The sequence below is a fragment of the Paenibacillus amylolyticus genome, assembly GCF_036894225.1.
In the GTDB taxonomy this organism is placed as follows: Bacteria; Bacillota; Bacilli; order Paenibacillales; family Paenibacillaceae; genus Paenibacillus; species Paenibacillus amylolyticus.
Window position 1 is genome coordinate 6,092,342 of sequence record NZ_CP145892.1, and the last position, 23,374, is coordinate 6,115,715.

The 23,374-nt window shown below is 48.1% G+C and carries 11 protein-coding genes, 1 tRNA gene and 3 rRNA genes; 1 reads left to right on the forward strand and 14 read right to left on the reverse strand.

Going from position 1 to position 23,374, the window contains the following annotated elements:
- Positions 1 to 387: 387 nt before the first annotated feature.
- From V6668_RS27000 to V6668_RS27020, 5 genes are all read right to left on the reverse strand, one after another.
- Positions 388 to 1,563 (reverse strand): GNAT family N-acetyltransferase, encoded by a 1,176-nt coding sequence (locus V6668_RS27000; protein WP_338707134.1) that lies wholly within the window; start codon positions 1,561 to 1,563, stop codon positions 388 to 390.
- A 179-nt stretch (positions 1,564 to 1,742) separates the two neighbouring features.
- Positions 1,743 to 1,859 (reverse strand): 5S ribosomal RNA (rrf, locus tag V6668_RS27005).
- Between the two features lie 75 nt (positions 1,860 to 1,934).
- Positions 1,935 to 4,860, reverse strand: a 23S ribosomal RNA gene (locus V6668_RS27010).
- 210 nt (positions 4,861 to 5,070) lie between these two features.
- Positions 5,071 to 5,146, reverse strand: a tRNA-Ala gene (locus V6668_RS27015).
- Between the two features lie 108 nt (positions 5,147 to 5,254).
- A 16S ribosomal RNA gene (locus tag V6668_RS27020) occupies positions 5,255 to 6,807 on the reverse strand.
- Together the 16S, 23S and 5S rRNA genes with 1 tRNA gene alongside form the textbook arrangement of a ribosomal RNA operon.
- 600 nt (positions 6,808 to 7,407) lie before the next feature.
- On the opposite strand from V6668_RS27020, the gene V6668_RS27025 reads away from it, so the two are divergent.
- Positions 7,408 to 8,787: a molybdopterin-dependent oxidoreductase gene (locus V6668_RS27025; RefSeq protein WP_338707135.1), complete on the forward strand. Its 1,380-nt coding sequence runs from the start codon at positions 7,408 to 7,410 to the stop codon at positions 8,785 to 8,787.
- 133 nt (positions 8,788 to 8,920) lie between these two features.
- On the opposite strand, the gene ligA is transcribed toward V6668_RS27025, so the two are convergent.
- From ligA to V6668_RS27070, 9 genes are all read right to left on the reverse strand, one after another.
- Positions 8,921 to 10,942 carry an NAD-dependent DNA ligase LigA gene (gene ligA / locus V6668_RS27030; protein ID WP_047840609.1) on the reverse strand — a complete coding sequence of 674 codons (2,022 nt, stop codon included), beginning with the start codon at positions 10,940 to 10,942 and terminating at the stop codon, positions 8,921 to 8,923.
- 287 nt (positions 10,943 to 11,229) lie between these two features.
- Positions 11,230 to 13,584 carry a DNA helicase PcrA gene (gene pcrA, locus V6668_RS27035; protein WP_338707136.1) on the reverse strand — a complete coding sequence of 785 codons (2,355 nt, stop codon included), beginning with the start codon at positions 13,582 to 13,584 and terminating at the stop codon, positions 11,230 to 11,232.
- Positions 13,585 to 14,020: 436 nt separating this feature from the next.
- On the reverse strand, positions 14,021 to 14,716 hold the full coding sequence (locus V6668_RS27040) for a heptaprenylglyceryl phosphate synthase (protein ID WP_338707137.1): 696 nt from the start codon (positions 14,714 to 14,716) through the stop codon (positions 14,021 to 14,023).
- Positions 14,717 to 14,832: 116 nt separating this feature from the next.
- Positions 14,833 to 15,708, reverse strand: a complete 876-nt coding sequence (locus V6668_RS27045) for a phosphatidylinositol-specific phospholipase C/glycerophosphodiester phosphodiesterase family protein (RefSeq protein ID WP_076319173.1) — start codon at positions 15,706 to 15,708, stop codon at positions 14,833 to 14,835.
- A gap of 135 nt (positions 15,709 to 15,843) precedes the next feature.
- Positions 15,844 to 16,725, reverse strand: coding sequence for a dTDP-4-dehydrorhamnose reductase (rfbD, locus tag V6668_RS27050; protein WP_076319174.1), 882 nt, complete (start codon positions 16,723 to 16,725; stop codon positions 15,844 to 15,846).
- On the reverse strand, positions 16,722 to 17,747 hold the full coding sequence (rfbB, locus tag V6668_RS27055; protein ID WP_036667707.1) for a dTDP-glucose 4,6-dehydratase: 1,026 nt from the start codon (positions 17,745 to 17,747) through the stop codon (positions 16,722 to 16,724). Before rfbB ends, rfbD begins: the two co-directional genes overlap by 4 nt.
- Before the next feature lie 54 nt (positions 17,748 to 17,801).
- Positions 17,802 to 18,350 (reverse strand): dTDP-4-dehydrorhamnose 3,5-epimerase, encoded by a 549-nt coding sequence (rfbC, locus tag V6668_RS27060; RefSeq protein ID WP_036667708.1) that lies wholly within the window; start codon positions 18,348 to 18,350, stop codon positions 17,802 to 17,804.
- A gap of 181 nt (positions 18,351 to 18,531) precedes the next feature.
- A complete protein-coding gene (gene galU, locus V6668_RS27065; RefSeq protein WP_036667709.1) occupies positions 18,532 to 19,410 on the reverse strand; it encodes a UTP--glucose-1-phosphate uridylyltransferase GalU in 879 nt (292 codons plus the stop codon).
- A gap of 257 nt (positions 19,411 to 19,667) precedes the next feature.
- Positions 19,668 to 23,318: a DEAD/DEAH box helicase gene (locus V6668_RS27070; RefSeq protein ID WP_076319175.1), complete on the reverse strand. Its 3,651-nt coding sequence runs from the start codon at positions 23,316 to 23,318 to the stop codon at positions 19,668 to 19,670.
- Between the last annotated feature and the right edge of the window lie 56 nt (positions 23,319 to 23,374).

Genomic DNA, 23,374 nt, shown 5'->3' on the forward strand with positions numbered 1-23,374 from the left:
CCATTTAACCAATCAGGGAAACAGCGAATCTTGCTTCCACAGGTGTTAACAGGAGAGCGAAGGAAGCACGAAGGTCCTTTAATATTCCCTTGATCCTCCGATGAAATGAATCCCGTATATTGGCGATCATGCATCAGATTGTAGAAAGAAAGCTACTTAAGTATTAAACCTTTAGTTGACTTTGACTTTCTTTGACTTTATAACCATTATAGCATATTTTGTGGTTTTGCCAAGTGGGGTCACTATTCATTTTTTACGATTTTACACGAAATATTCCCCGGACACAAAAAAACCTCCCCAAAATTGCTGGAGAAGTCCATTTGTCTTTCAATCACGCCGTATTTCTATATAAGCTAATCAAGTTAAATGGAGCAGTGGGCATAGTCATCAGAAGAAATCGAGCAAATAGGTTTCCTGTTCAGGAATCGCTTGTTCCAAAGCCTTGATTGCTGTGTTCGGTCCGTGAATTCTTCCGATTCGTGCCATTTCCGTTGGTCTGCGATATCCCATCAGCACCGCGGTAAGGGATTGAATATCCACCTTAATGATCTGATCATCAGTAATTGGCTCCGATGTTTTCCATATGGACGCTGTTCCGTTCATTGCCACGTTTAATTGCCATACCCCTTCATTCCATGGAGCGTGGGCATCTTCTACCTGAAGTACAATCTGCACTGGTGAGTCCTGGCTTGCAAATGGATACTGGGATATAAACTGCTCTACACTAACGATACGCGCCATAAAATAAGGTACAATCTCCTGCTGAATCCGTGGGTTATCCAATTGGAAGGCAAGCGTATCACTGGCAGGCGCCTGCAACGTAACTTCCTGGATCATGGAATCATGGTTAGCAATAAAGGTCCACAGCCCTTGCCTAGCCTCTTCATTCAGATAGATGATCTCTTTAATGGTAAATTTATTTTCCTTAACCTCATATAAAAGATAACCTTGTGCTGCATCAGCTTCATCGTAATATACAGCCTTCTGGCTGGTCCCATTAACAAGAACTGAATTCTCCCACCTTGCATCATCCCGAACCAGAGTTCCGTTATAACGCTCAGCATAAGCACTGTATACTTCCTTTAATATGCTGAGGCCCGGATCCCCACGCCGAATTGTTCCAGGTGTCGCTTTTTTCTGAGGCAAATGAGCTGTAGGTACTTTATAACGTTTAAATTCAACATACGTCTCCCATCCATACTTCCGATAGAAACCAAAAGAGAATGGATGCAAGAATGATATGCTCTGTTTGTTACGATTCATTTCTTCCAACGCATGTTTCAGCAGACCCGCTACCCAGCCTTTGCGTCTATACTCTGGCCAGGTGGCAACACCCGCAATACCGCCCATCTCGAACGATCTGCCATGAATATAGGTTTGAAAAGGAATGATGTGAAGTTTGGCTCCTAGCTGCCCGTCCTCATATACACCCCATATATCCTGTGACGAAAATTGACTCCGCCGTTTTTCTTTCTGTTCTTCACTCATTACTACTTGAAAAGCATATTCGGAGAGTGCCATCGCCGGTTCAAAATCATCTACCGTCAATTTCTGAATTTCCATGTTGTCCTACACCCCATTCGCTAGAGTTATATCAATCCAAATCATGGCCTGATATCTGATATATGTACCCCTTAGAGTGTGTCAGAGGATTCTTACAAAGTCAAATAAAGAGATGCTTCCGCATCCCCTAAAATAAACAAATAAAAACCACCACCGAATAACATCGGCAGTGGTTCTTCGCTTGGCGGCGTCCTACTCTCCCAAGACCCTGCGGTCCAAGTACCATCGGCGCTAGAGGGCTTAACGGTCGTGTTCGGGATGGGTACGTGTGGAACCCCTCCGCCATCGCCACCAAACGCATAGCTTACATTTCAGAGTGTTGTTCTCTGAAAACTAGATTCGAAACGAAACATGCGAATTACAACTTGCTATTGGATAAGCCCTCGACCGATTAGTACTGGTCAGCTCCATGCATTGCTGCACTTCCACCCCCAGCCTATCTACCTCGTCGTCTTCAAGGGGTCTTACATACTGGGAAATCTCATCTTGAGGGGGGCTTCACGCTTAGATGCTTTCAGCGTTTATCCCGTCCGTACATAGCTACCCAGCGGTGCTCCTGGCGGAACAACTGGTACACCAGCGGTACGTCCATCCCGGTCCTCTCGTACTAAGGACAGCTCCTCTCAAATTTCCTACGCCCACGACAGATAGGGACCGAACTGTCTCACGACGTTCTGAACCCAGCTCGCGTACCGCTTTAATGGGCGAACAGCCCAACCCTTGGGACCTACTTCAGCCCCAGGATGCGATGAGCCGACATCGAGGTGCCAAACCTCCCCGTCGATGTGGACTCTTGGGGGAGATAAGCCTGTTATCCCCAGGGTAGCTTTTATCCGTTGAGCGATGGCCCTTCCATGCGGTACCACCGGATCACTAAGCCCGACTTTCGTCCCTGCTCGACTTGTAGGTCTCGCAGTCAAGCTCCCTTATGCCTTTGCACTCTTCGAATGATTTCCAACCATTCTGAGGGAACCTTTGGGCGCCTCCGTTACTCTTTAGGAGGCGACCGCCCCAGTCAAACTGCCCACCTGACACTGTCCCCGCACCGGATTACGGTACCAGGTTAGAACCTAGATACGATCAGGGTGGTATCCCAACGTTGCCTCCACGCAAGCTGGCGCTCACGTTTCAAAGGCTCCCACCTATCCTGTACAGATCGTACCCAAATTCAATATCAAGCTGCAGTAAAGCTCCATGGGGTCTTTCCGTCTTGTCGCGGGTAACCTGCATCTTCACAGGTATTAAAATTTCACCGGATCTCTCGTTGAGACAGCGCCCAAGTCGTTACGCCATTCGTGCGGGTCAGAATTTACCTGACAAGGAATTTCGCTACCTTAGGACCGTTATAGTTACGGCCGCCGTTTACTGGGGCTTCGGTTCACAGCTTCGGATTGCTCCTAACCACTCCCCTTAACCTTCCAGCACCGGGCAGGCGTCAGCCCGTATACTTCGCCTTACGGCTTCGCACAGACCTGTGTTTTTGCTAAACAGTCGCTTGGGCCTTTTCACTGCGGCCCCCTCGTGCTATTCACACTACCGGGGCACCCCTTCTCCCGAAGTTACGGGGTCATTTTGCCGAGTTCCTTAACGAGAGTTCTTCCGCGCGCCTTAGAATACTCTTCTCGCCTACCTGTGTCGGTTTGCGGTACGGGCACCATCACCTGGCTAGAGGCTTTTCTTGGCAGTGTGAGATCATGACCTTCGCTACTATAATTTTCGCTCCCCATCACAGCTCAGCCTTACAATGTGCGGATTTGCCTACACATCAGCCTTACTGCTTAGACGGACATCCATCAGTCCGCGTCACTACCCTACTGCGTCCCCCCATTGCTCATAACGGCTTACGGTGGTACAGGAATTTCGACCTGTTGTCCTTCGACTACGCCTTTCGGCCTCGCCTTAGGTCCCGACTTACCCTGAGCGGACGAGCCTTCCTCAGGAACCCTTAGGCTTTCGGCGGATCAGATTCTCACTGATCTTTTCGTTACTCATACCGGCATTCTCACTTGTATAATGTCCAGCGCTCCTTACGGTACACCTTCAACCCTTATACAACGCTCCCCTACCCCTGATGCAAAGCATCAAGCCATAGCTTCGGTGGTGTGTTTAGCCCCGTTACATTTTCGGCGCAGAGTCACTCGACCAGTGAGCTATTACGCACTCTTTCAATGATGGCTGCTTCTAAGCCAACATCCTGGTTGTCTGTGCAACTCCACATCCTTTCCCACTTAACACACACTTGGGGACCTTAGCTGATGGTCTGGGCTGTTTCCCTTTTGACAATGGATCTTAGCACTCACTGTCTGACTCCCGGAAGTAAGTCTATGGCATTCGGAGTTTGACTGAGCTTGGTAACCCTTGCGGGCCCCGCACCCAATCAGTGCTCTACCTCCACGACTCTGTTTTCCGAGGCTAGCCCTAAAGCTATTTCGGGGAGAACCAGCTATCTCCGAGTTCGATTGGAATTTCTCCGCTACCCCCACCTCATCCCCGCATTTTTCAACATGCGTGGGTTCGGGCCTCCAGTGCGTGTTACCGCACCTTCACCCTGGACAGGGGTAGATCACCCGGTTTCGGGTCTACGTCCACGTACTCATTCGCCCTATTCAGACTCGCTTTCGCTGCGGCTCCGGCTCTTCACCTTAACCTTGCACGGGAACGTAACTCGCCGGTTCATTCTACAAAAGGCACGCCATCACCCCTAAAACGGGCTCTGACTTTTTGTAAGCACACGGTTTCAGGTTCTATTTCACTCCCCTTCCGGGGTGCTTTTCACCTTTCCCTCACGGTACTGCTTCACTATCGGTCGCTAGGAAGTATTTAGCCTTGGCAGATGGTCCTGCCGGATTCATACGGGGTTTCACGTGCCCCGCACTACTCGGGATCCGTCTCGGAGGGAACAGACTTTCAACTACAGGGCTTTTACCTTCTTTGGCGGGCCTTTCCAGACCTCTTCGCTTAACCGGTTCCTTTGTAACTCCATGTGAGACGTCCCACAACCCCAAAGAGCAAGCTCTTTGGTTTGGGCTTCTCCGCGTTCGCTCGCCGCTACTGACGGAATCACTATTGTTTTCTCTTCCTCAGGGTACTTAGATGTTTCAGTTCCCCTGGTATGCCTCTACATAACCTATGTATTCAGTTATGAGTAACTGGAAATTACCCCAGCTGGGTTTCCCCATTCGGACACCCCCGGATCAAAGCTTGCTTACAGCTCCCCGAGGCAGTTTCGTTGTTCGCCACGTCCTTCATCGGCTCCTAGCGCCTAGGCATCCTCCGTGTGCTCTTAGTAGCTTAACCATTGCGCTCGTGTTCGAGCTGTCGCTCCGCTTGGTTTGGACTACGTCCAAATCCAAAAGTCGCTCCATTTCGATCACTCGCTCCAGCAATCTACCTTATAAAAACACTTCACTTGTTTACACAAGATCAGCTTAAAGGAATGTTCTAATTCGCGTTTGTTTCGTTTCGATATCTAGTTTTCAAAGAACAAGCCAAATAGATGAAATTGTTTGGTGGAGCCAAGCGGGATCGAACCGCTGACCTCCTGCTTGCAAGGCAGGCGCTCTCCCAGCTGAGCTATGGCCCCTCAAATTCCATCAAAACTGAACAAATGGATAAGTAACTGTGTTGCTGTTGCAGGTTCTAAGAACCTGCATATTTGAATGTTTCCGTTGCAGGAAACGATTCTCCATAGAAAGGAGGTGATCCAGCCGCACCTTCCGATACGGCTACCTTGTTACGACTTCACCCCAATCATCTATCCCACCTTCGGCGGCTGGCTCCTTGCGGTTACCCCACCGACTTCGGGTGTTATAAACTCTCGTGGTGTGACGGGCGGTGTGTACAAGACCCGGGAACGTATTCACCGCGGCATGCTGATCCGCGATTACTAGCAATTCCGACTTCATGCAGGCGAGTTGCAGCCTGCAATCCGAACTGAGACCGGCTTTGTTGGGATTGGCTCCATCTCGCGATTTCGCAGCCCGTTGTACCGGCCATTGTAGTACGTGTGTAGCCCAGGTCATAAGGGGCATGATGATTTGACGTCATCCCCACCTTCCTCCGGTTTGTCACCGGCAGTCTATCTAGAGTGCCCACCCGAAGTGCTGGCAACTAAATATAAGGGTTGCGCTCGTTGCGGGACTTAACCCAACATCTCACGACACGAGCTGACGACAACCATGCACCACCTGTCTCCTCTGTCCCGAAGGAAAGATACATCTCTGCATCGATCAGAGGGATGTCAAGACCTGGTAAGGTTCTTCGCGTTGCTTCGAATTAAACCACATACTCCACTGCTTGTGCGGGTCCCCGTCAATTCCTTTGAGTTTCAGTCTTGCGACCGTACTCCCCAGGCGGAGTGCTTAATGTGTTAACTTCGGCACCAAGGGTATCGAAACCCCTAACACCTAGCACTCATCGTTTACGGCGTGGACTACCAGGGTATCTAATCCTGTTTGCTCCCCACGCTTTCGCGCCTCAGCGTCAGTTACAGCCCAGAGAGTCGCCTTCGCCACTGGTGTTCCTCCACATATCTACGCATTTCACCGCTACACGTGGAATTCCACTCTCCTCTTCTGCACTCAAGTCACCCAGTTTCCAGTGCGATCCGGGGTTGAGCCCCGGGATTAAACACCAGACTTAAATGACCGCCTGCGCGCGCTTTACGCCCAATAATTCCGGACAACGCTTGCCCCCTACGTATTACCGCGGCTGCTGGCACGTAGTTAGCCGGGGCTTTCTTCTCAGGTACCGTCACCTTGAGAGCAGTTACTCTCCCAAGCGTTCTTCCCTGGCAACAGAGCTTTACGATCCGAAAACCTTCATCACTCACGCGGCATTGCTCCGTCAGGCTTTCGCCCATTGCGGAAGATTCCCTACTGCTGCCTCCCGTAGGAGTCTGGGCCGTGTCTCAGTCCCAGTGTGGCCGATCACCCTCTCAGGTCGGCTACGCATCGTCGCCTTGGTGAGCCGTTACCTCACCAACTAGCTAATGCGCCGCAGGCCCATCCCCAAGTGACAGATTGCTCCGTCTTTCCAGTTTTCTTCAGGCGAAGAAAACAATTATTCGGTATTAGCTACCGTTTCCGGTAGTTGTCCCAAACTTGAGGGCAGGTTGCCTACGTGTTACTCACCCGTCCGCCGCTAACTATCAGAGAAGCAAGCTTCTCTTCAAGTCCGCTCGACTTGCATGTATTAGGCATGCCGCCAGCGTTCGTCCTGAGCCAGGATCAAACTCTCCAATAAAGTATTGAAAAGAGCGATAAGCTCATTTTGAATCTGACGATTCATTGTGAATCAAAAGTTACTATCCATTTGTTCAGTTTTCAAGGAACTTGTATGTCCGTTTATGTTGATGTTTGTCAACCGGACAGGAATCTTATCATATCATGTTAACTAACTTACTGTCAACACTTTGTTTTCGTCATCTTTCAAATGATTATGACAATCATTCGTTTGAAGCGACAAGAAATAATATATCACGTAGTGATTTATTTAGCAAGCATTTTTAATCAACCTTTTGATATCATCATATCTTCATCTACGCTGTCTTGTTTCCAACCTGTATTCGACAGATTAGCACATTCTCTGAACCCAAGATGGGATAACGATCCCTGCCCTTCTGTTGGTTTGAAGAAAGTGATCCAAAAACTCTATAATAAGGTATATAGATATAGGGATAAGGTTAAGCAGTCAAGTGTACTACTTTCATAAGTAGCCTATGAACAATCGTATAACCATCTCGCATTGCACCTTTACACAGATCACGTACTCCATTCACAGCTAGCTATTACATATCCAAAGTTCTGAATAAACTCATTACTAACCTATATGGGGTGATCGCACTTGAAACAATGGTTGAAGAACAGACGCAAAGGTTACGGCAAAAAGTTGGTTTCCATCCATGCTTGGAATGCCTGGATTGTTGTGATCCTTGCTATTTCAGGTCTTATGCTGGTAGGCGGCTTTTGGCGCGAGATACTCGGAATTGGACGTGTCTGGTTAAAATGGCTACATATCATCGTTGGGCTAGCTATGCTGGCACCCGTAGTATATTACTTGATTCTGGCCGGAAAGCACTGGAAACAACTTCGAATTAGGCCTTGGCAAAGGGTAAACACCATCTTAGTTCTTGCGCTGCTGGTAGGTTGGCTACTCTCGGGTATTGTATTATGGCAGTTCAAGCTAGCTGGACCTCGATGGTCGAATGCTGCACTTTTGATCCATGACCTGCTGACTTGGGTGGGCTTACCTTATATTATCTATCACTCTATCACTCGGACCAAATGGTTAAAGGATCCTGCACGTCGTGCGGTTAAAACCACTACAACTACAACTTCAACACCAACTCAAAATACAGCTGATCCATCTGATTCAACATCGGATGAAAAAGAAACTCCAGCTGCTATATCTTCTTCCCAGTTTGATCGCAGTTCCCAGAGAGATCCCCTCAAATCAGAGGAGCGACCTCAACCGGTGTATACACGACGAGCTTTCATCCGTTCTGCTGTGGGGGTTGGTCTCGCCGTGACTCTTGGTCCTACTTTTATATCCTGGGTAGGACGAAATCTCAAGATCGATAATAGTATTGATAGCATGCTGGAGAACGATCCTAACCGTATGGTTCCTCTGCCACAACCGCTGTCTGCCTCTTCACCTCCCATTGGAGGCGGAGCTGAAGGTCATTTCCGCGTATATACGGTTACGCCTATACCATCCTTCTCCAATGCTAACTGGTCTTTCCGAATCGATGGACTGGTTGAACGGGCACAGGTCTGGAATTGGGAACAATTCGTGAAGCTGGCGCGCACCGTACAGGTTAGTGATTTCCACTGTGTAACGGGCTGGTCTGTATATAAGAATACCTGGGAAGGCATTTCTCTTGCACAGCTTTTGAAACAAGCCGGGGTCAAACCGGAAGCTCACAGCGTGAAGTTTTATTCCGGTGATGGTGTGTATACGGATGCCATTACGATGGATCAAGCACAAATGGAAGATATTATGGTCGCTGTCATGCATGATGGCAAACCTATTCCTGCTGATCTTGGCGGTCCGGTACGGCTCGTCATTCCTCAGATGTATGCCTATAAATCAGTAAAATGGTTGAATCGCATTGAACTCATCGACAGCGAACATATCGGTTACTGGGAAGAACGAGGATATGATAAGGATGCATGGCTTACAGGCGCATCTCAGCGCATCCCTAACAATTTAAGTGGATCATGATGAGATAAGATAAGATTGGTGAGCGTTCTTTCGTTGTAAAAATAATTCAATAAATAGCAAAAGCCCCCGATCACATATTTGTGTCTTCGGGGGCCTTTTTCTTTTTCCTCATTATGAACTCTCTGATTACACTTTAACCCTGTGGGTTCAAAAGACGTACAAGTTCGTCCTCATCCTCAATCGTAGGAATGCCAAGATCATGGGCTTTGGTTAGTTTACTACCTGCCTTCTCTCCGGCAATAACCAAATCTGTCTTTTTCGACACACTGCCAGTCACCTTCGCTCCGAGCGCTTCCAGTCTTTGCGTTGCCTCTTCCCGCGTCAATTGGTGCAGCGTTCCGGTCAAGACGACCGTTTTACCACTGAAGAAGGAATCTTCCACAACAGCAACGGCTGGTGCCTCAGGTGCCTGAGCTTTCACGCCCAAGTTAAGCATTTTCTCAATTGCAGCCTGTGTAAACGGATCTGCAAAAAAGTTTACGATGCTCTCTGCCACAATACCACCCACGTCGGGTAGTTCAACCAGTTCTTCCACGGTTGCATTCATAATGGCGTGCAGATCTCGATAATGATCAGCGAGCATGCGCGTTGTCGATTTACCTGTGTTCGGAATACCCAGTGAGTATAAGAAGGAAGCCAAGTCTCTATCTTTACTAAGCTCAAGCGCAGCGATAAGGTTGTTCGCTTTCTTTTCCCCAAACCGCTCCAGCTTCACCAGATCATCAAACTGTAACGTATACAGGTCGGCAGGCTCACGTACGTTCAATTCATCATACAACTGAATCGCCGTTTTCTCACTGAACGTCTCAATGTCCATAGCATCACGGGAAGCAAAATGGGAAATACGTGCCACCGTTTGCGGTTTACACGCAAGTCTATTGTTACAGAACAGATGCGCTCCGCGTTGCTCCAGTGGGAATCCACATGCAGGACACTGCTCAGGGAAGACGATCTCCTCGCCATCACTCTCCTCCGTCACTTTGCCCAGAATCTCAGGAATGACGTCGTTGGAGCGGCGAATAAAGACCCGTGTACCCAGAGCAAACTTCAGATTTTTGCGCTCAATATCGCCGACATTGTTAAGAGTACAGTTCTGTACCGTTACTCCAGCAAGTTCAACCGGTTCTACGCGTGCCAACGGAGTTACTTTGCCAGTACGGCCCACATTCCATACCACAGCGTTAAGAACCGTCGTGGTCTCTTCAGCCTCGAATTTATATGCCACCGCCCAGCGAGGGAATTTATCGGTATAACCCAGCACTTCGCGGGTGCGCATGTCCGTAATTTTGATAACAGCTCCATCGATCAGATAGTCCAGCTGACCCCGGTTCTCCTGAATCGCAGCCAATTGTTCCATCACATCATCAAACTCATGGAAATACGTGATGGATGGATTAACTTTGAATCGGTTCTCACGCAGGAAGTCCATCATCTGCTGATGATTGGCAAACTGAATGTCATCCGAATAACCTACATTATAAAAATAAGCATTCAACCGACGCTCAGCCGTCGCCTTCGGATTCAGGTTGCGGAGCGCTCCTGCTGCTGCATTACGCGCATTCTTGAGTGGCTCTGCCGCTGTCTCATTGTATCGATCCAGGACAGACAGATTCATGATGCCTTCACCCTGTACTTCAATCGTACCGCTTGTGTAAGGAATTTTGAGCGGAACGGATCGGATCGTTCTTACCTGTGCCAAAATACCTTCACCTACGGTACCGTTCCCTCGTGTAGAGGCTTGCACCAACTCACCGTTGGTGTATGTCAGGTTCAGCGTCAATCCGTCAAACTTCAACTCAATGACATAACCTGGTTCCGGTAAAGGCGTATCGGGATTTTTACTGTTATAGTCATTAATCAGTTTCAGTACACGGGTATTCCAGCTCCGAAGCTGCTCAATATTCTGTGCTTTGTCCAGACTCCATAAGGAAGATAAGTGGCGATGCGGGGTAAACCCTTTGAGCAGTTCGCCGCCCACACGCTGTGTTGGAGAATCAGGCAGAACCATGCCGCTTTCCTGTTCCAGCGTAACCAGTTCATCGTACAGAAGATCATACTCCTTATCGCTGATCTGTGGCTGATCCATCGTGTAGTACTGATAATTATGCTGGTTCAGCTCGGTAACGAGTTGCTCCATCCGGTGCATCGGGTCCATACAGGGCCATCCCTCCGTTATTTTGATCTATATATGTAGAACGAATACTCCTATTGCACGTGAACTGTGATAACATAATAACGTTCCATCGTTGATATCACTACATAATTTCAATGAATGAATATCCACAATGACACTCCGATAACAGAATAACTTTCCGATCGCTGTTATCCCCGGACTTCTTTTAATCCATTTTAAAAGGTGGAAATCCGGGGATAAAGGCGAACGTCTTGCTTCTTCAATTTATTTCTGTACTCTCTGTTATCGTGCAAAAGGAGGTTTCGTTCTTATTCTACTTTTGTAATTGGGGCAAATCCGGCAAGCAAACGTTTCACACCCACCGGAGCCGGGAAGGCAATCTGCAGTTCGGTATCATTACCTGTCCCTTTGACCGCAACAATGGTGCCTGTCCCCCATTTGCCATGCTGCACTTTATCTCCTGCCTTGAATCCTGCTTCACCATCAGGAGCTACCGGCTTGGAAGCAGATGATGGCGTAGAATATGTTGGGCGGGAGACACTTGTGGTCACACGCGAAGTTGGCGTGGATGAGGTAGCAGATGAACCGCTTTTACTTTGGTGATCGAACAGCTTGGTGCCACCACCGAAGTTACTTCCTCCACTGGAACCTAGTCCGCGTCCACCATATGAGCCTCCTCCGCTACTGCCACGGCGGTAACGATCACGAGCCATGGAGGTGTCTTCCTTCAGCTCATCCGGAATTTCATCCAGGAAGCGGGAAGGCGGGTTCGCTGTTGTACGTCCAAACAACGTCCGCATCTGTGCACAAGACAGGAAAAGTTGCTCTTCCGCACGGGTGATCCCTACATAAGCAAGTCGGCGTTCTTCCTCCAGCTCTTCATTGTCCATAAAGGCACGGCTATGCGGGAAGACTCCTTCCTCCATACCTACGATAAAGACAACCGGGAACTCCAGACCTTTGGCGCTGTGCATGGTCATCAGGGTAACCGCGTCGCTCTGATCCTCTTCATCATCGTTCATGCTGTCGATGTCAGCAATCAATGCAAGATCGGTGAGGAACGACACGAGCGTTTTATCTTCATTATTTTTCTCAAATTCCATCGTTACCGACAGGAACTCTTCAATGTTCTCCAGCCGTGCACGGGATTCGAGTGTGTTTTCATTTTGCATCTCAAGACGGTATTGGCTCATCTCAAGAATCTTCTCGGTCAGTTCAGTTACAGACAGATACTCTACCATCTGATGCAACGCAGCGATCATGTCATAGAACTCCACCAGCGCATTCCGCGTACGACCAGCAAAACCAAGATCATCTACGACCTGAAGTACACGGAAAATAGAAATTCCACGCGCTCCTGCCGCAGCCGCAAGCTTAGCTACCGTTGTATCACCAATGCTACGTTTTGGTACATTAATGATCCGGGTAAGACTGATATCATCGTCCGGGTTAGATAACAGGCGCAGATACGCCAGAATGTCCTTGATCTCTTTACGATCATAGAACTTGATGCCGCCGACAATCTGATACGGAATATCAGACTTGATCAGAATTTCCTCTATAACCCGGGACTGGGCGTTAGTACGGTATAAAATCGCATGGTTCTGATAGGATTTGCCGTTCTTCACATTTTTACTAATCTCGGAGGTAACAAAATACCCCTCATCATGCTCGGAATCCGCACGGTACACCTTGATCTTCGAACCACCCTCTTTGTCCGTCCACAGTTTCTTCGGTTTACGCCCTGTATTCAGGCCGATCACTTCATTGGCTGCATTCAGGATATTGGAAGTTGAACGATAGTTCTGCTCCAGCAAAATCGTACTTGCTTCAGGGTAATCTTTCTCAAAGTTCAGGATATTGCTGATATCCGCCCCACGCCAGCGATAGATCGACTGGTCACTATCCCCTACAACGCAGATGTGGTGGTGACTGTCAGCGAGCATGCGGCACAGCATGTACTGTGCACGGTTCGTATCCTGATACTCGTCCACGTGAATGTATTGGAATTTCTTTTGGTAAAAGTCGAGGACTTCCGGCACTTCTTTGAACAGTTGAATGGTCTGCATAATGAGATCGTCGAAATCAAGTGAGTTGTTGGCTCTTAACCGTTTCTGGTACATCTTATATACCTTCGCCACAATACCCTCGAAATAGTCTCCCGACTGCTTCTCATATTGCTCAGGACTGATCAGTTCATTCTTGGCCGTGCTCATCATGGATTGAACTGCTTTGGGCTCAAATTTCTTGGTATCGATATTCTGATCTTTCATACAGCTGCGAATTACAGATAATTGGTCCGATGAGTCCAAAATACTGAAGTTGGAGGTAAAACCAATACGTTCAATATCACGGCGCAGAATTCGCACGCACATGGAGTGGAACGTGGATACCCAAATGTCGCGGCCTTGGGAGCCACCTACGAGTTGGGATACACGGTCTTGCATCTCACGGGCGGCTTTGTTCGTAAATGTAATCGCTAAAATGCCCCACGGGGGTGCCTTCCGTGTTGCAATAAGGTAGGCAATCCGGTGTGTCAGCACCCGGGTCTTGCCGGAGCCCGCTCCGGCCATAATCAGCAGCGGGCCATCCGTCGCCTCGACGGCTTGCCGTTGAGGGGTGTTAAGCCGTGCAACGGCATCATGTATATTTACAGGTTGCATGCATGCATGCTCCTTTCGTTGGTTGGTCGGTATAAGTGAGCTATCGGTTACACTCGTCACTACGATGACAGAATAATCTTCCGATCGCTGTTATTCCCGGATTTTTCGATCTACTTTTCAAAGGTGAAAATCAGGTAATAAAGGCGAACGCTCCGCTTCTCCAGCTTATTTCTGTCCTCTTCGTTCTCGTGTAAACATAGTCCCTGTATACGAATTTCTTAGTAAAAAAAGAACAAAATCCGGTAATAGAAGTATGCTTAGGATTTAGCTTTCTTACAGAAAGCTTTTAACGAGCATTTCGTTTCTCCAGCTCACTTCTGTCCACTTCGTTCTCGTGTAAATACATTACGCTCATATAACTTCTTTAATTAGTAAGGGCAAAGTTCTATTTTAACAGATCATAAGGGGAAAATGGGGGATTGGTAAACTAAACCGATTAAACCGTTCCTTTCACGGCCAACACCGTCTCAAGTGCCTTATTCAAATCGCTATACACAATATTACCTACCACGACGGTATCTGCCACCTGGGCAGCTTGCGTGGCTTTCTCCGGATCATCAATTCCACCGCCGTAGATGAGGTGTGCCCGCTCCAATTGTCTGTGTGTCTCACCAACAAGCTCCATATCTCCGAACGTTCCGCTGTACTCCATGTATACAATTGGAAGATTGAGTAGACGCTCCGCAGCCTGGGCATATGCCACCGCAGCTCCTGTCGTCAGATCCGTATCTGCGCCAGTCAACCGAGCTACCGTGGAGTTTGCATTGAGCACAATATAACCCTCGGCAATAAGTAGATCCCACGGGATGAGATAACCATAACGCTCTATCGCTTGCTGGTGGTGCCCAATCATCCATTTGCTGTCCGTTGCATTCAAGACCATCGGGATCAAATATCCGTCAAACCCGGGAACAACAGCCTCCAGATCGGATACTTCAAGCACACATGGCAACTCATAACGACGCACACGGGACATCAGGTCTACCGTGTTATCATAGGTAATCCCCGAAGATCCGCCAACGATAATTGCATCGGTCCCCGACATACAGACCAGATCGAGTTCTTCGTCCGTAATTTCCCGGTCTGGGTCAAGCTTAAATACATGTCTCCACTGCTTAATCATGTCTATCAACGAACATTCCTCCAGAGGTTCTTCTGCATCCTAGAAAGCTTGTAAACTAAGTCTAAGTCAGCAGACAGTGAGTGTCAATGTTCGTATAAAAAGGGGAACAGGAAAGCAGTATTTTTTTATGGTTTCCACGCAAAACGTGTATTCATCTCATCCAGTTCCTGCTCCGTCAGCACGTCTGAGTATACCCCGTACACGCCCCACTTCTCATAGTTAGCCACTTGTTCAGTATCATTGATGGTGTGCACGTAGGTGACAGAACCCGCACTATTAAGATTGGCTACGAAATTCTGGTTTACTTTATATTCCGGCATGGTTACGGCATCGATATCACTTTTTTGCACGAAATCAACAACCTGAGCTTCTGTATCCTGTGTGGCATATAACGTATAGATAATGGAAGGGAATGCATAGACTTCTTTCACCGTTTCGAGCATCGGTTCGTTATAGATCTGTACAACCACCCGGTCCAGCACGGATGGGTCATGTTCTTTGGCTGCATCCACGAGGGATCTTAACACCTGCTGAATATCCTCATCCTTCTGTTCCTTGGTGTCGGTTACGATATACATATCCGGATACTCGGCCAGTACATCTATAATGCCATCGGCATCCATGGGTTGATACATGCCTAAAATAGGCGTATTCATAAATTCATCATGTGTCAGTGCCCCGGCTTGTTTATCCTCCGGAAGCTCTTCGTCTTGTCCTAGCATTTTGCTCATATTAGCGGTCCATTCATGTCTGGCTACGGCTTTGCGATCCGATGTTAACATAAAGTCGATTTCAAATACACGTGTGCCTTTCTCGTAATTGGCAATCATCGCTTCATAAGCGTTGGTATATGGTTGATCACGAATGCTGCCCATCGCATGGGCGATTAATCTATAAGCTGTAAATCCGTCCCGTTGTTCCTCACTCTCGCTTTCATAGGCGAAAAAGAGTGTGCCCACGGTAACGATCAGTAGTATTAACACGGCGGCAATGCGTTTCATATCACATTCACATCCTCAGTACCTTTTTGTTAGCTAACTACCCGAATTGATGAGGTGTAAAACAAAATAACCGCCCGGAGGCGGCTGTTAAATGGTGGGTGCAGTTTGGGAATAAAGCAGAGACCCTCCACATGCTCAGTCCTTTTGCTGTACACTCAACTCTTTCAAAAACGTAATCAGTGCCTCACGCCAAGGTCTCAGAGGTTCCAGACCGTTCGTTCGAATCGCCAGATGATCCATCACCGAGTATGCAGGACGAGGGGCTGGACGCGGAAACTGATCGGTTGTGCATGGCGTAAGTTCGGCTGCAGGCTCGAACCCACTCTGCTTATTGGCTTCTTCTTTTATTGCCTCTGCAAACTCGTACCATGTGCAAGTCCCTGAATTGGAGGCATGATAGATGCCATACTTTTCACTTAAGGAAAGGATATGAATGAATCGGGCAAGATCGACCGTATAGGTAGGCGAACCTTGTTGGTCATGGACAACTTGCAGTTGTGGACGCGTCTCCATAAGTGCCAGCATGGTTTTGACAAAATTACTGCCATATATGCCAAACACCCATGATGTTCGAATGATAAACCATTGCGTACAAAAACTTTGAACCAGCCGTTCCCCGGCAAGCTTCGACTTGCCATATACACTCTGCGGATTCGTTACATCGTACTCGCGGTAAGGTGTACTCCCGCTCCCATCAAATACATAATCGGTACTGATATATACCAGTTTTGCTTTCACTTTCTCGGCGGCAACCGCGATATTTCTAGTACCTGATGCATTAATTGCGTATGCTGTATCCTCATCTACCTCAGCCTGATCGACCGCCGTGTAAGCAGCGCAGTGAATAATGATGTGAGGCCGGAAGGTTGTAATCATATCTGTGCACTGCTGTTGATCGGTAATATCCATCTGGTTTTTGTCACAGGCCAATACCTGATGACCCTCTGCTTGAAAGGTCTTCACCACATCATAACCCAGCTGTCCTGCCGCGCCAGTCACCATAACTCTATAGTTCATTTGGACGAATCACCCATCCGCTTACCGTACTGAAGCTGAACATAGTCCTGATATGTGCCTGATTGAATTCTCGTCCACCAATCTTGATGTTTCAGATACCACTCGATCGTCTCCTTGATCCCTGTCTCAAAATTGTGTGCAGGTTGCCATCCGAGCTCTGTACGTATCTTGGTAGGATCTATACCATAACGTCGGTCATGTCCCAATCGATCCTGTACATATTGAATCAAACTCGCTGGTTTACCCAGTTGTTCCAATACGCTCTCCACAATGTAAATATTAGTACGTTCATTATTACCACCAATATTGTATACCTCTCCAGATTGTCCATTATGAATCACCAAATCAATCGCGCTACAGTGATCCTCGACATAAAGCCAGTCACGAATATTGAGGCCGTCACCATATACTGGAATGGCTTCATCATTTAATGCCCGGGATATAATCAGCGGAATCAGTTTCTCTGGAAATTGAAAAGGCCCGTAGTTATTAGAGCAACGTGTAATATTTACAGGAAGTCCAAAGGTTTCGTGATAAGCTCTTACGAGTAGATCCCCGCCAGCTTTACTTGCAGAGTACGGACTGTTTGGCATCAGAGGTGTATCTTCAGTAAATAAACCTGTTGCACCCAATGATCCATATACCTCATCCGTCGATACCTGAACAAATTTGGTGACCTGATACTTCTTTGCCGCATCCAGCAGAACCTGAGTCCCCATCACATTGGTACGCACAAAGATATCCGGGGACAGAATACTTCGATCCACATGAGACTCGGCAGCGAAATTCACAACCACATCGATGCCTTGAGAAAAAACAGCTTCCATCTGCTGTACATCTGCAATATCTGCCTTGATGAAGGTATATCGGGGATTGGACTCTACCGTATGCAAGTTCTCCAAGTTCCCTGCATACGTTAATGCATCCACATTGATAATTTCATAACTCGGATGTTCACGAAGCATATATAACACAAAGTTGCTGCCGATAAATCCGGCCCCACCTGTAACCAGTAGTTTCATGCTGTCTCTCTCCCTCTGCCTCCAGATACAGAAGTATCTGAAAAGTCTGATTAATTAGTCGAAATTCAGTTCAGCATCTTTCAGTAAAGGATGCTTCTGATCCTTCTCCGATAATATAGGTTTCGTCACAGGCCAATCAATGGCGAGCGCCGGATCGTTCCACAGAATTCCACGATCATGTTCAGGTGAATAATAGGCATCTACCTTATAAGTTACCCGGGAATTAGGCACCAAGGTACAGAATCCATGAGCAAATCCTTGAGGAACAAGCAGTTGCCGCTGGTTGTACTCACTTAGAATGACACTTTTCCATCGGCCAAAAGTAGGGGATGAGGTGCGGACATCCACAATCACATCATATATAGCCCCAGATATAACCCTCACCAATTTAGTCTGTGCTTTGGGCTGAAGTTGATAATGAAGCCCACGCAGAACACCTGCTTCAGCCGACAAGGATTGATTGTCCTGAATAAAGACGTGCTGTATCCCCTGTTCATGCAGAACCTGCTCATTATAACTCTCCATAAAATATCCACGGTGATCACCATAAACCTTGGGTTCCAATATGGCAGCACCATCCATAAACAGCGGAAGTACCTTCATGACATCCCTCCGTTTTGCTGTTGACATCATTTCTTCATATTGACTATGTATATGTACAGTGTCGGGTATGTGTTTGTTCATTGGCCTGTATAACCCTCATATTTACTCTTCCATAAAATAAATTAAAGCCCAGCCGCGATATCATTCTTCGGCTGGACTTCAAGGGCATGCGGAAAACCATTTATTGATTCTTTACGACCTGTTCCAAATACTTCAAGAGATCTTTCCGTAGATCCGGGCGTTGCAATGCGTAGTGAATCGATGTCTCAATAAAGCCCAACTTCTCACCAACATCATGACGCAATCCATCAAAGTGATATGCGAGAATCTGCCGCTGTTCATTCAATCGGGACAAGGCATCCGTAAGCTGAATTTCTCCCCCGACACCAGCAGATTGTTGACCTAGTATCTCAAAGATATCCGGTGTAAGAATATAACGTCCCATAATAGCAAGGTTCGAAGGGGAATCTTCGGTCTTTGGTTTCTCAATTAAGCGGCGGGCCCGAAAGACACGATCATCGGTAGGGGTCAGCAACTCTCCGTCCACTATCCCATAGCGGGATACCTCGCTCCAATCAACAGGCTGTACACCAACAATCGGAGATTGCAGTTCATCGTAGACATCGATCATCTGCTTCAGGCAGGGATGTTCCGCTTCCACAATATCATCCCCTAACAGGACGGCAAAAGGCTCGTTGCCGATAAACTTGCGGGCACACCAAATGGCGTGACCAAGTCCCTTCGGTTCCTTTTGACGGATATAATGGATATCTGCCATCTCGGAGGGTTTGCGTACTTCGTTAAGCAAGTCCCACTTCTGTTTATCCGCCAGATTCTGCTCCAGCTCAAAAGAGTAGTCGAAGTGATCTTCAATGGCGCGCTTCCCTTTACCTGTCACAATAATGATATCTTCAATGCCTGAAGCTACGGCTTCTTCAATAATGTACTGGATCGTTGGCTTGTCCACGATGGGCAGCATTTCCTTAGGCATCGCCTTGGTGGCAGGCAGAAACCGGGTACCCAGCCCTGCGGCTGGAATAATCGCTTTGCGAATACGCACACGAACCCACTCCTTTTGCTAAACAAGTTGAACTAAAGATTATTTACACTGACACTACGATGACAGAACAACCTTCCGATCGCTGTTATCCCCAGATTTTTTAATTCACTTTTACAAAGGTGAAATCTGGTGATAAAGGCGAACGCTACGCTTCTCCAGCTTTTTTTTGTCCTCTACGTTTCTCGTGTAAATGATTAGTTCAACTTGTATAGATTCATATATTTAATGATTCTTATTGCTACGATGCTTGGACTCCATTATACCATCAACAATTCGCGGATATCCTGTTCGGATAAGGTCGTCGATATTCCGTCTCCCGGTTCGATAACTTCGGCAATCAAGTCCTTCTTCCGCTGCTGGAGTTCCAAAATCTTCTCTTCGATCGTACCTTCGGTAACCAGACGGATAACTTGCACGACTTGTTTCTGTCCCATGCGATGGGCTCGCCCAATGGCCTGTTCTTCCACGGCAGGATTCCACCACAGATCATATAATATAACGGTATCTGCCCCTGTTAAGTTTAATCCGGTACCTCCAGCTTTCAGGGAGATTAAGAACAGTTCAGCTTCGCCCTCATTAAATCTGTGGCACATCTCAACCCGGCTCTGTGCAGGTGTCTGACCATCGAGGTAGAACAGATTCCTTCCCTGTGCCGCAAGGGTCTGACGAATCAAGTTCAACATGCTCGCAAATTGGGAGAAGATGAGAATTCGTTTCCCTGAAGCCAAACAATCCTCGACCGTTTCTAGCAACTGTTCCATTTTCCCGGAATCTCCTTGATATCCTTCCACAAAGAGGGCCGGATGACAACACAACTGACGCAAGCGCGTGATGCCAGCCAAAATTTTGATGCGATTCTTCTGGAATCCGTTATCCTCCATGTCCTTCGATGCTTCATCCTGAAGCTGGGAAAGGTATGCGGCGTACAGTTTCTTCTGTTCAACCGTAAGCTCTGACCGCTGTACCGTTTCAATTCGATCAGGCAATTCTTCCAACACATCCTTCTTCAGACGGCGCAGAATAAACGGACGGACCATCCGCGAGATCCGTTCCGGAGGAAGGTCGCGGAATCTTCTGTAACTTGGAAACAATCCAGGGAATACCGCTTCAAAAATGGACCACAATTCATCCAGTGAGTTCTCTACAGGCGTTCCTGTGAGTGCAAAACGACGCGGAGCTTGAATCTGTTTGACTGCCTGCGCGGTCTGAGAAGAAGCATTTTTAATTGCCTGAGCTTCATCCAGAATGAGCGTATGAAAGGTTCGGCCCAGGTAGGTATCCAAATCCCGTCTCAACAGAGGATACGACGTCACAATCACATCTGCCTCATCCATTCCAGAAAGCATATTGGCTCGCTCTTCTTTCTGACCGGCTGCGATCAGGACTTTCAGATGCGGGGCAAACCGTGCAAACTCATTAGCCCAGTTATAGGTTAGCGAGGCAGGCGCCACGACAAGTACCGGGGGATGAATGACCCTCGTTCGGATTGTCAGTCCATCCTGCTGCATCGTGGACCATAGGCCATCCGTATTCTCTGAATCCATCTTATCCAATGGGAGCCCAGTTTCGGAATCAATGTTGGAAGTCGCCAACGTTTCACCGCCCCGTAATGATCCGCTCTCCCGGTATTTATCAACGCCCGTATTGTCCATATTGTAGTCGGGCTTCTCCTGAAGAACCGCTGTGATATAGGCGATACTTTGCAACGTTTTGCCAAGTCCCATATCATCCGCCAGAATGCCGCCAAAACGATAATAAGCGAGGGTACGCAGCCACTGGTATCCACTGTTCTGATAATCCCGCAGGATGGGGGTCAGTGTCTCTGGCAATGCAAAATCCATCCGTTCGGGATCTCGCAGATCATCAAGGAAACGTTTCAGGGAGCCTCCCCACTTCACATGACCGGAAACTTCATCCCTGCCTGGCAATTGTAACGCCCGAACAGCTGGCAGCCGGATATGGCTGCTCTTGATGTCATCTGCTCCAAGTCCCAGTGAATCGGCCATATGAGCGAAACTGTCTGCACCTTCATTTTCAAGCGACAGAAAGATACCGCTCTTGAGACGGAAATACGGTTTCTTTTCCACAATGCGACGCATGAGTTCTTGAAGCTCCTGCTCGTCCACACCTTCCATCTCGAATGAAATCTCAAGCCAGTCCAGTCCTCTCCCCAAATCTGCTCGTACTTTCGGCGGTGTTGGATAGGATTGCACCATGGCCTTCACGGCGTTTGGCATATAGATGTCTACCTGTTTTTCAAGCTCAGGCAACAGATGATACATAACATCATAGATGGCATCTTCCCGTTCGCTCGCCCAGACACTACCATCACGTTCCAGGAAAGAACGATCGAGCCGTTCAATGAGATTCCGTTCTTTGTATCGATCACGCACCAAAATAACCTTTTTCTCTTCTTCATCTATTAAATACTCTGCAAGTGGATTAATAACCATGACCTCATAGTCGAATTCCAGACGCGCTGTAATACGTTCACGATAGAAGTCGATGTACAGCTTCGGTGAAAGTTCCGGTTCCGCGATCTGTTCACGCACCTGTGAATCAATGGACAGATGTCCAAGCGTACGCAGTTCTGGCACGACATGCTGTACGAATTCATCCACCTGCTGAGTCGAAATATCGATGCTTTCCTTGATTCCATACGACGTGAGCGCCCCACTCAAGTCCTCCAGACTTCGCATCTGCATCGGCTCCAACATGTGCAACTGCCCTTCCACCACAGCGGCATCATAAGCAGGGAGAAGAATCAGCTCACGCAGTCCGGAAATTTCAAGCTGATATCCTTCATTCACTCCCTGGGCGATCCGGTAAAATAAAGGAAGTACCCCCTCACCCAGTGTGAGTGGTCCATTGGCAAATCCCGTGCCCTCCATCCGGCTGTCGGCCTGTAGTAGTAATTCCAGCAATGGCTTCCATACGAGCGGAGCAATCAGTATATCCCGTCCGTCCGAAGCTCCCAGATAACCGGAGATGGATTGGCGATAGGCCTCCTCACTCTGTCTCATTCGAATAAGCATCGAGAGAATGGCCTGATCCTGCGGAGTGAAAACATGCATCAATGGATCATAGTGGAACAGTTTGGTAAATGACATGGGCTCGCCCTTCTCGATACAGTTCAGGAATTGCTTCACTTTCTGCACCACATACAGACGTTTGTTACCCACTTTCAATTCAAGAGCAAGTTTCCCACCACCCTTGTGAACCTGTATCAGCTTACATATAAACTGAACCTGCAATTCTTCCCGCAGGGAGGAACGGCTGACAGGGGCAGTGTATTTACGATCATTTCCATGCAGCGGTCTCCGATCCTTGGCAAACATGGACAGAATCTGATCCGCCGTACGGTAAGAAGGTTTATCTGCCGAGCGGCCCCACCCCGAAGCTGAGCTTGGACGACCTGCTTGGGCAAAGTGAACGGGCGGACGCTCTGGAGCATCATTCAGTTGCTCTCGTTGTGAAGCAGACTGTGGTCGCTCCCACATGCTCTCTTCGACCAACGTCCCAACTATGGACTTGGAACCTGAGCTGGAACTGGTATTGGCTCCTTGGCCTGTAGCAGGTTGAAGGGGTTTTCCAGAGGCAATCGTGGCATTACGCTCCTGCTGCTCACCCCATTCGTGAATAGCCAACAGGACAGCAGCGACATGTTTGCAATAGTCATAATGCCTGCCATCACCCGGACAACTGCAGCCTGCTACAACCTCACGCGTTCCATCTATATCCACGGTCACCTGATAGCGCTCCGATCCACGTACCTGAGCTTCATAATGAAGCTTGTCCTCACCGACCACCAGATTGGTCACCCTGCCAGATTGGTTATAATCTTCTCCGCGCTTGAATGCCGTGACCCCGCACAGCAATTTGATATCCATAATTGTGAATGGCGCCACGCTTCTTCGCCTCCTGTATCATGATGTAAAAAAACCCCAAGAGCTCCGTAAAGCAG

Coding starts and splice junctions, on each gene's coding strand:
- ligA (WP_047840609.1), bottom strand. CDS start 10,942: ATGGACCCGATGCACCGGATGGAGCAACTCGTTACCGAGCTGAACCAG.
- rfbC (WP_036667708.1), bottom strand. CDS start 18,350: ATGAAGGTACTTCCGCTGTTTATGGATGGTGCTGCCATATTGGAACCC.
- rfbD (WP_076319174.1), bottom strand. CDS start 16,725: ATGAACTATAGAGTTATGGTGACTGGCGCGGCAGGACAGCTGGGTTAT.
- V6668_RS27000 (WP_338707134.1), bottom strand. CDS start 1,563: ATGGAAATTCAGAAATTGACGGTAGATGATTTTGAACCGGCGATGGCA.
- rfbB (WP_036667707.1), bottom strand. CDS start 17,747: ATGAAACTACTGGTTACAGGTGGGGCCGGATTTATCGGCAGCAACTTT.
- pcrA (WP_338707136.1), bottom strand. CDS start 13,584: ATGCAACCTGTAAATATACATGATGCCGTTGCACGGCTTAACACCCCT.
- V6668_RS27045 (WP_076319173.1), bottom strand. CDS start 15,708: ATGAAACGCATTGCCGCCGTGTTAATACTACTGATCGTTACCGTGGGC.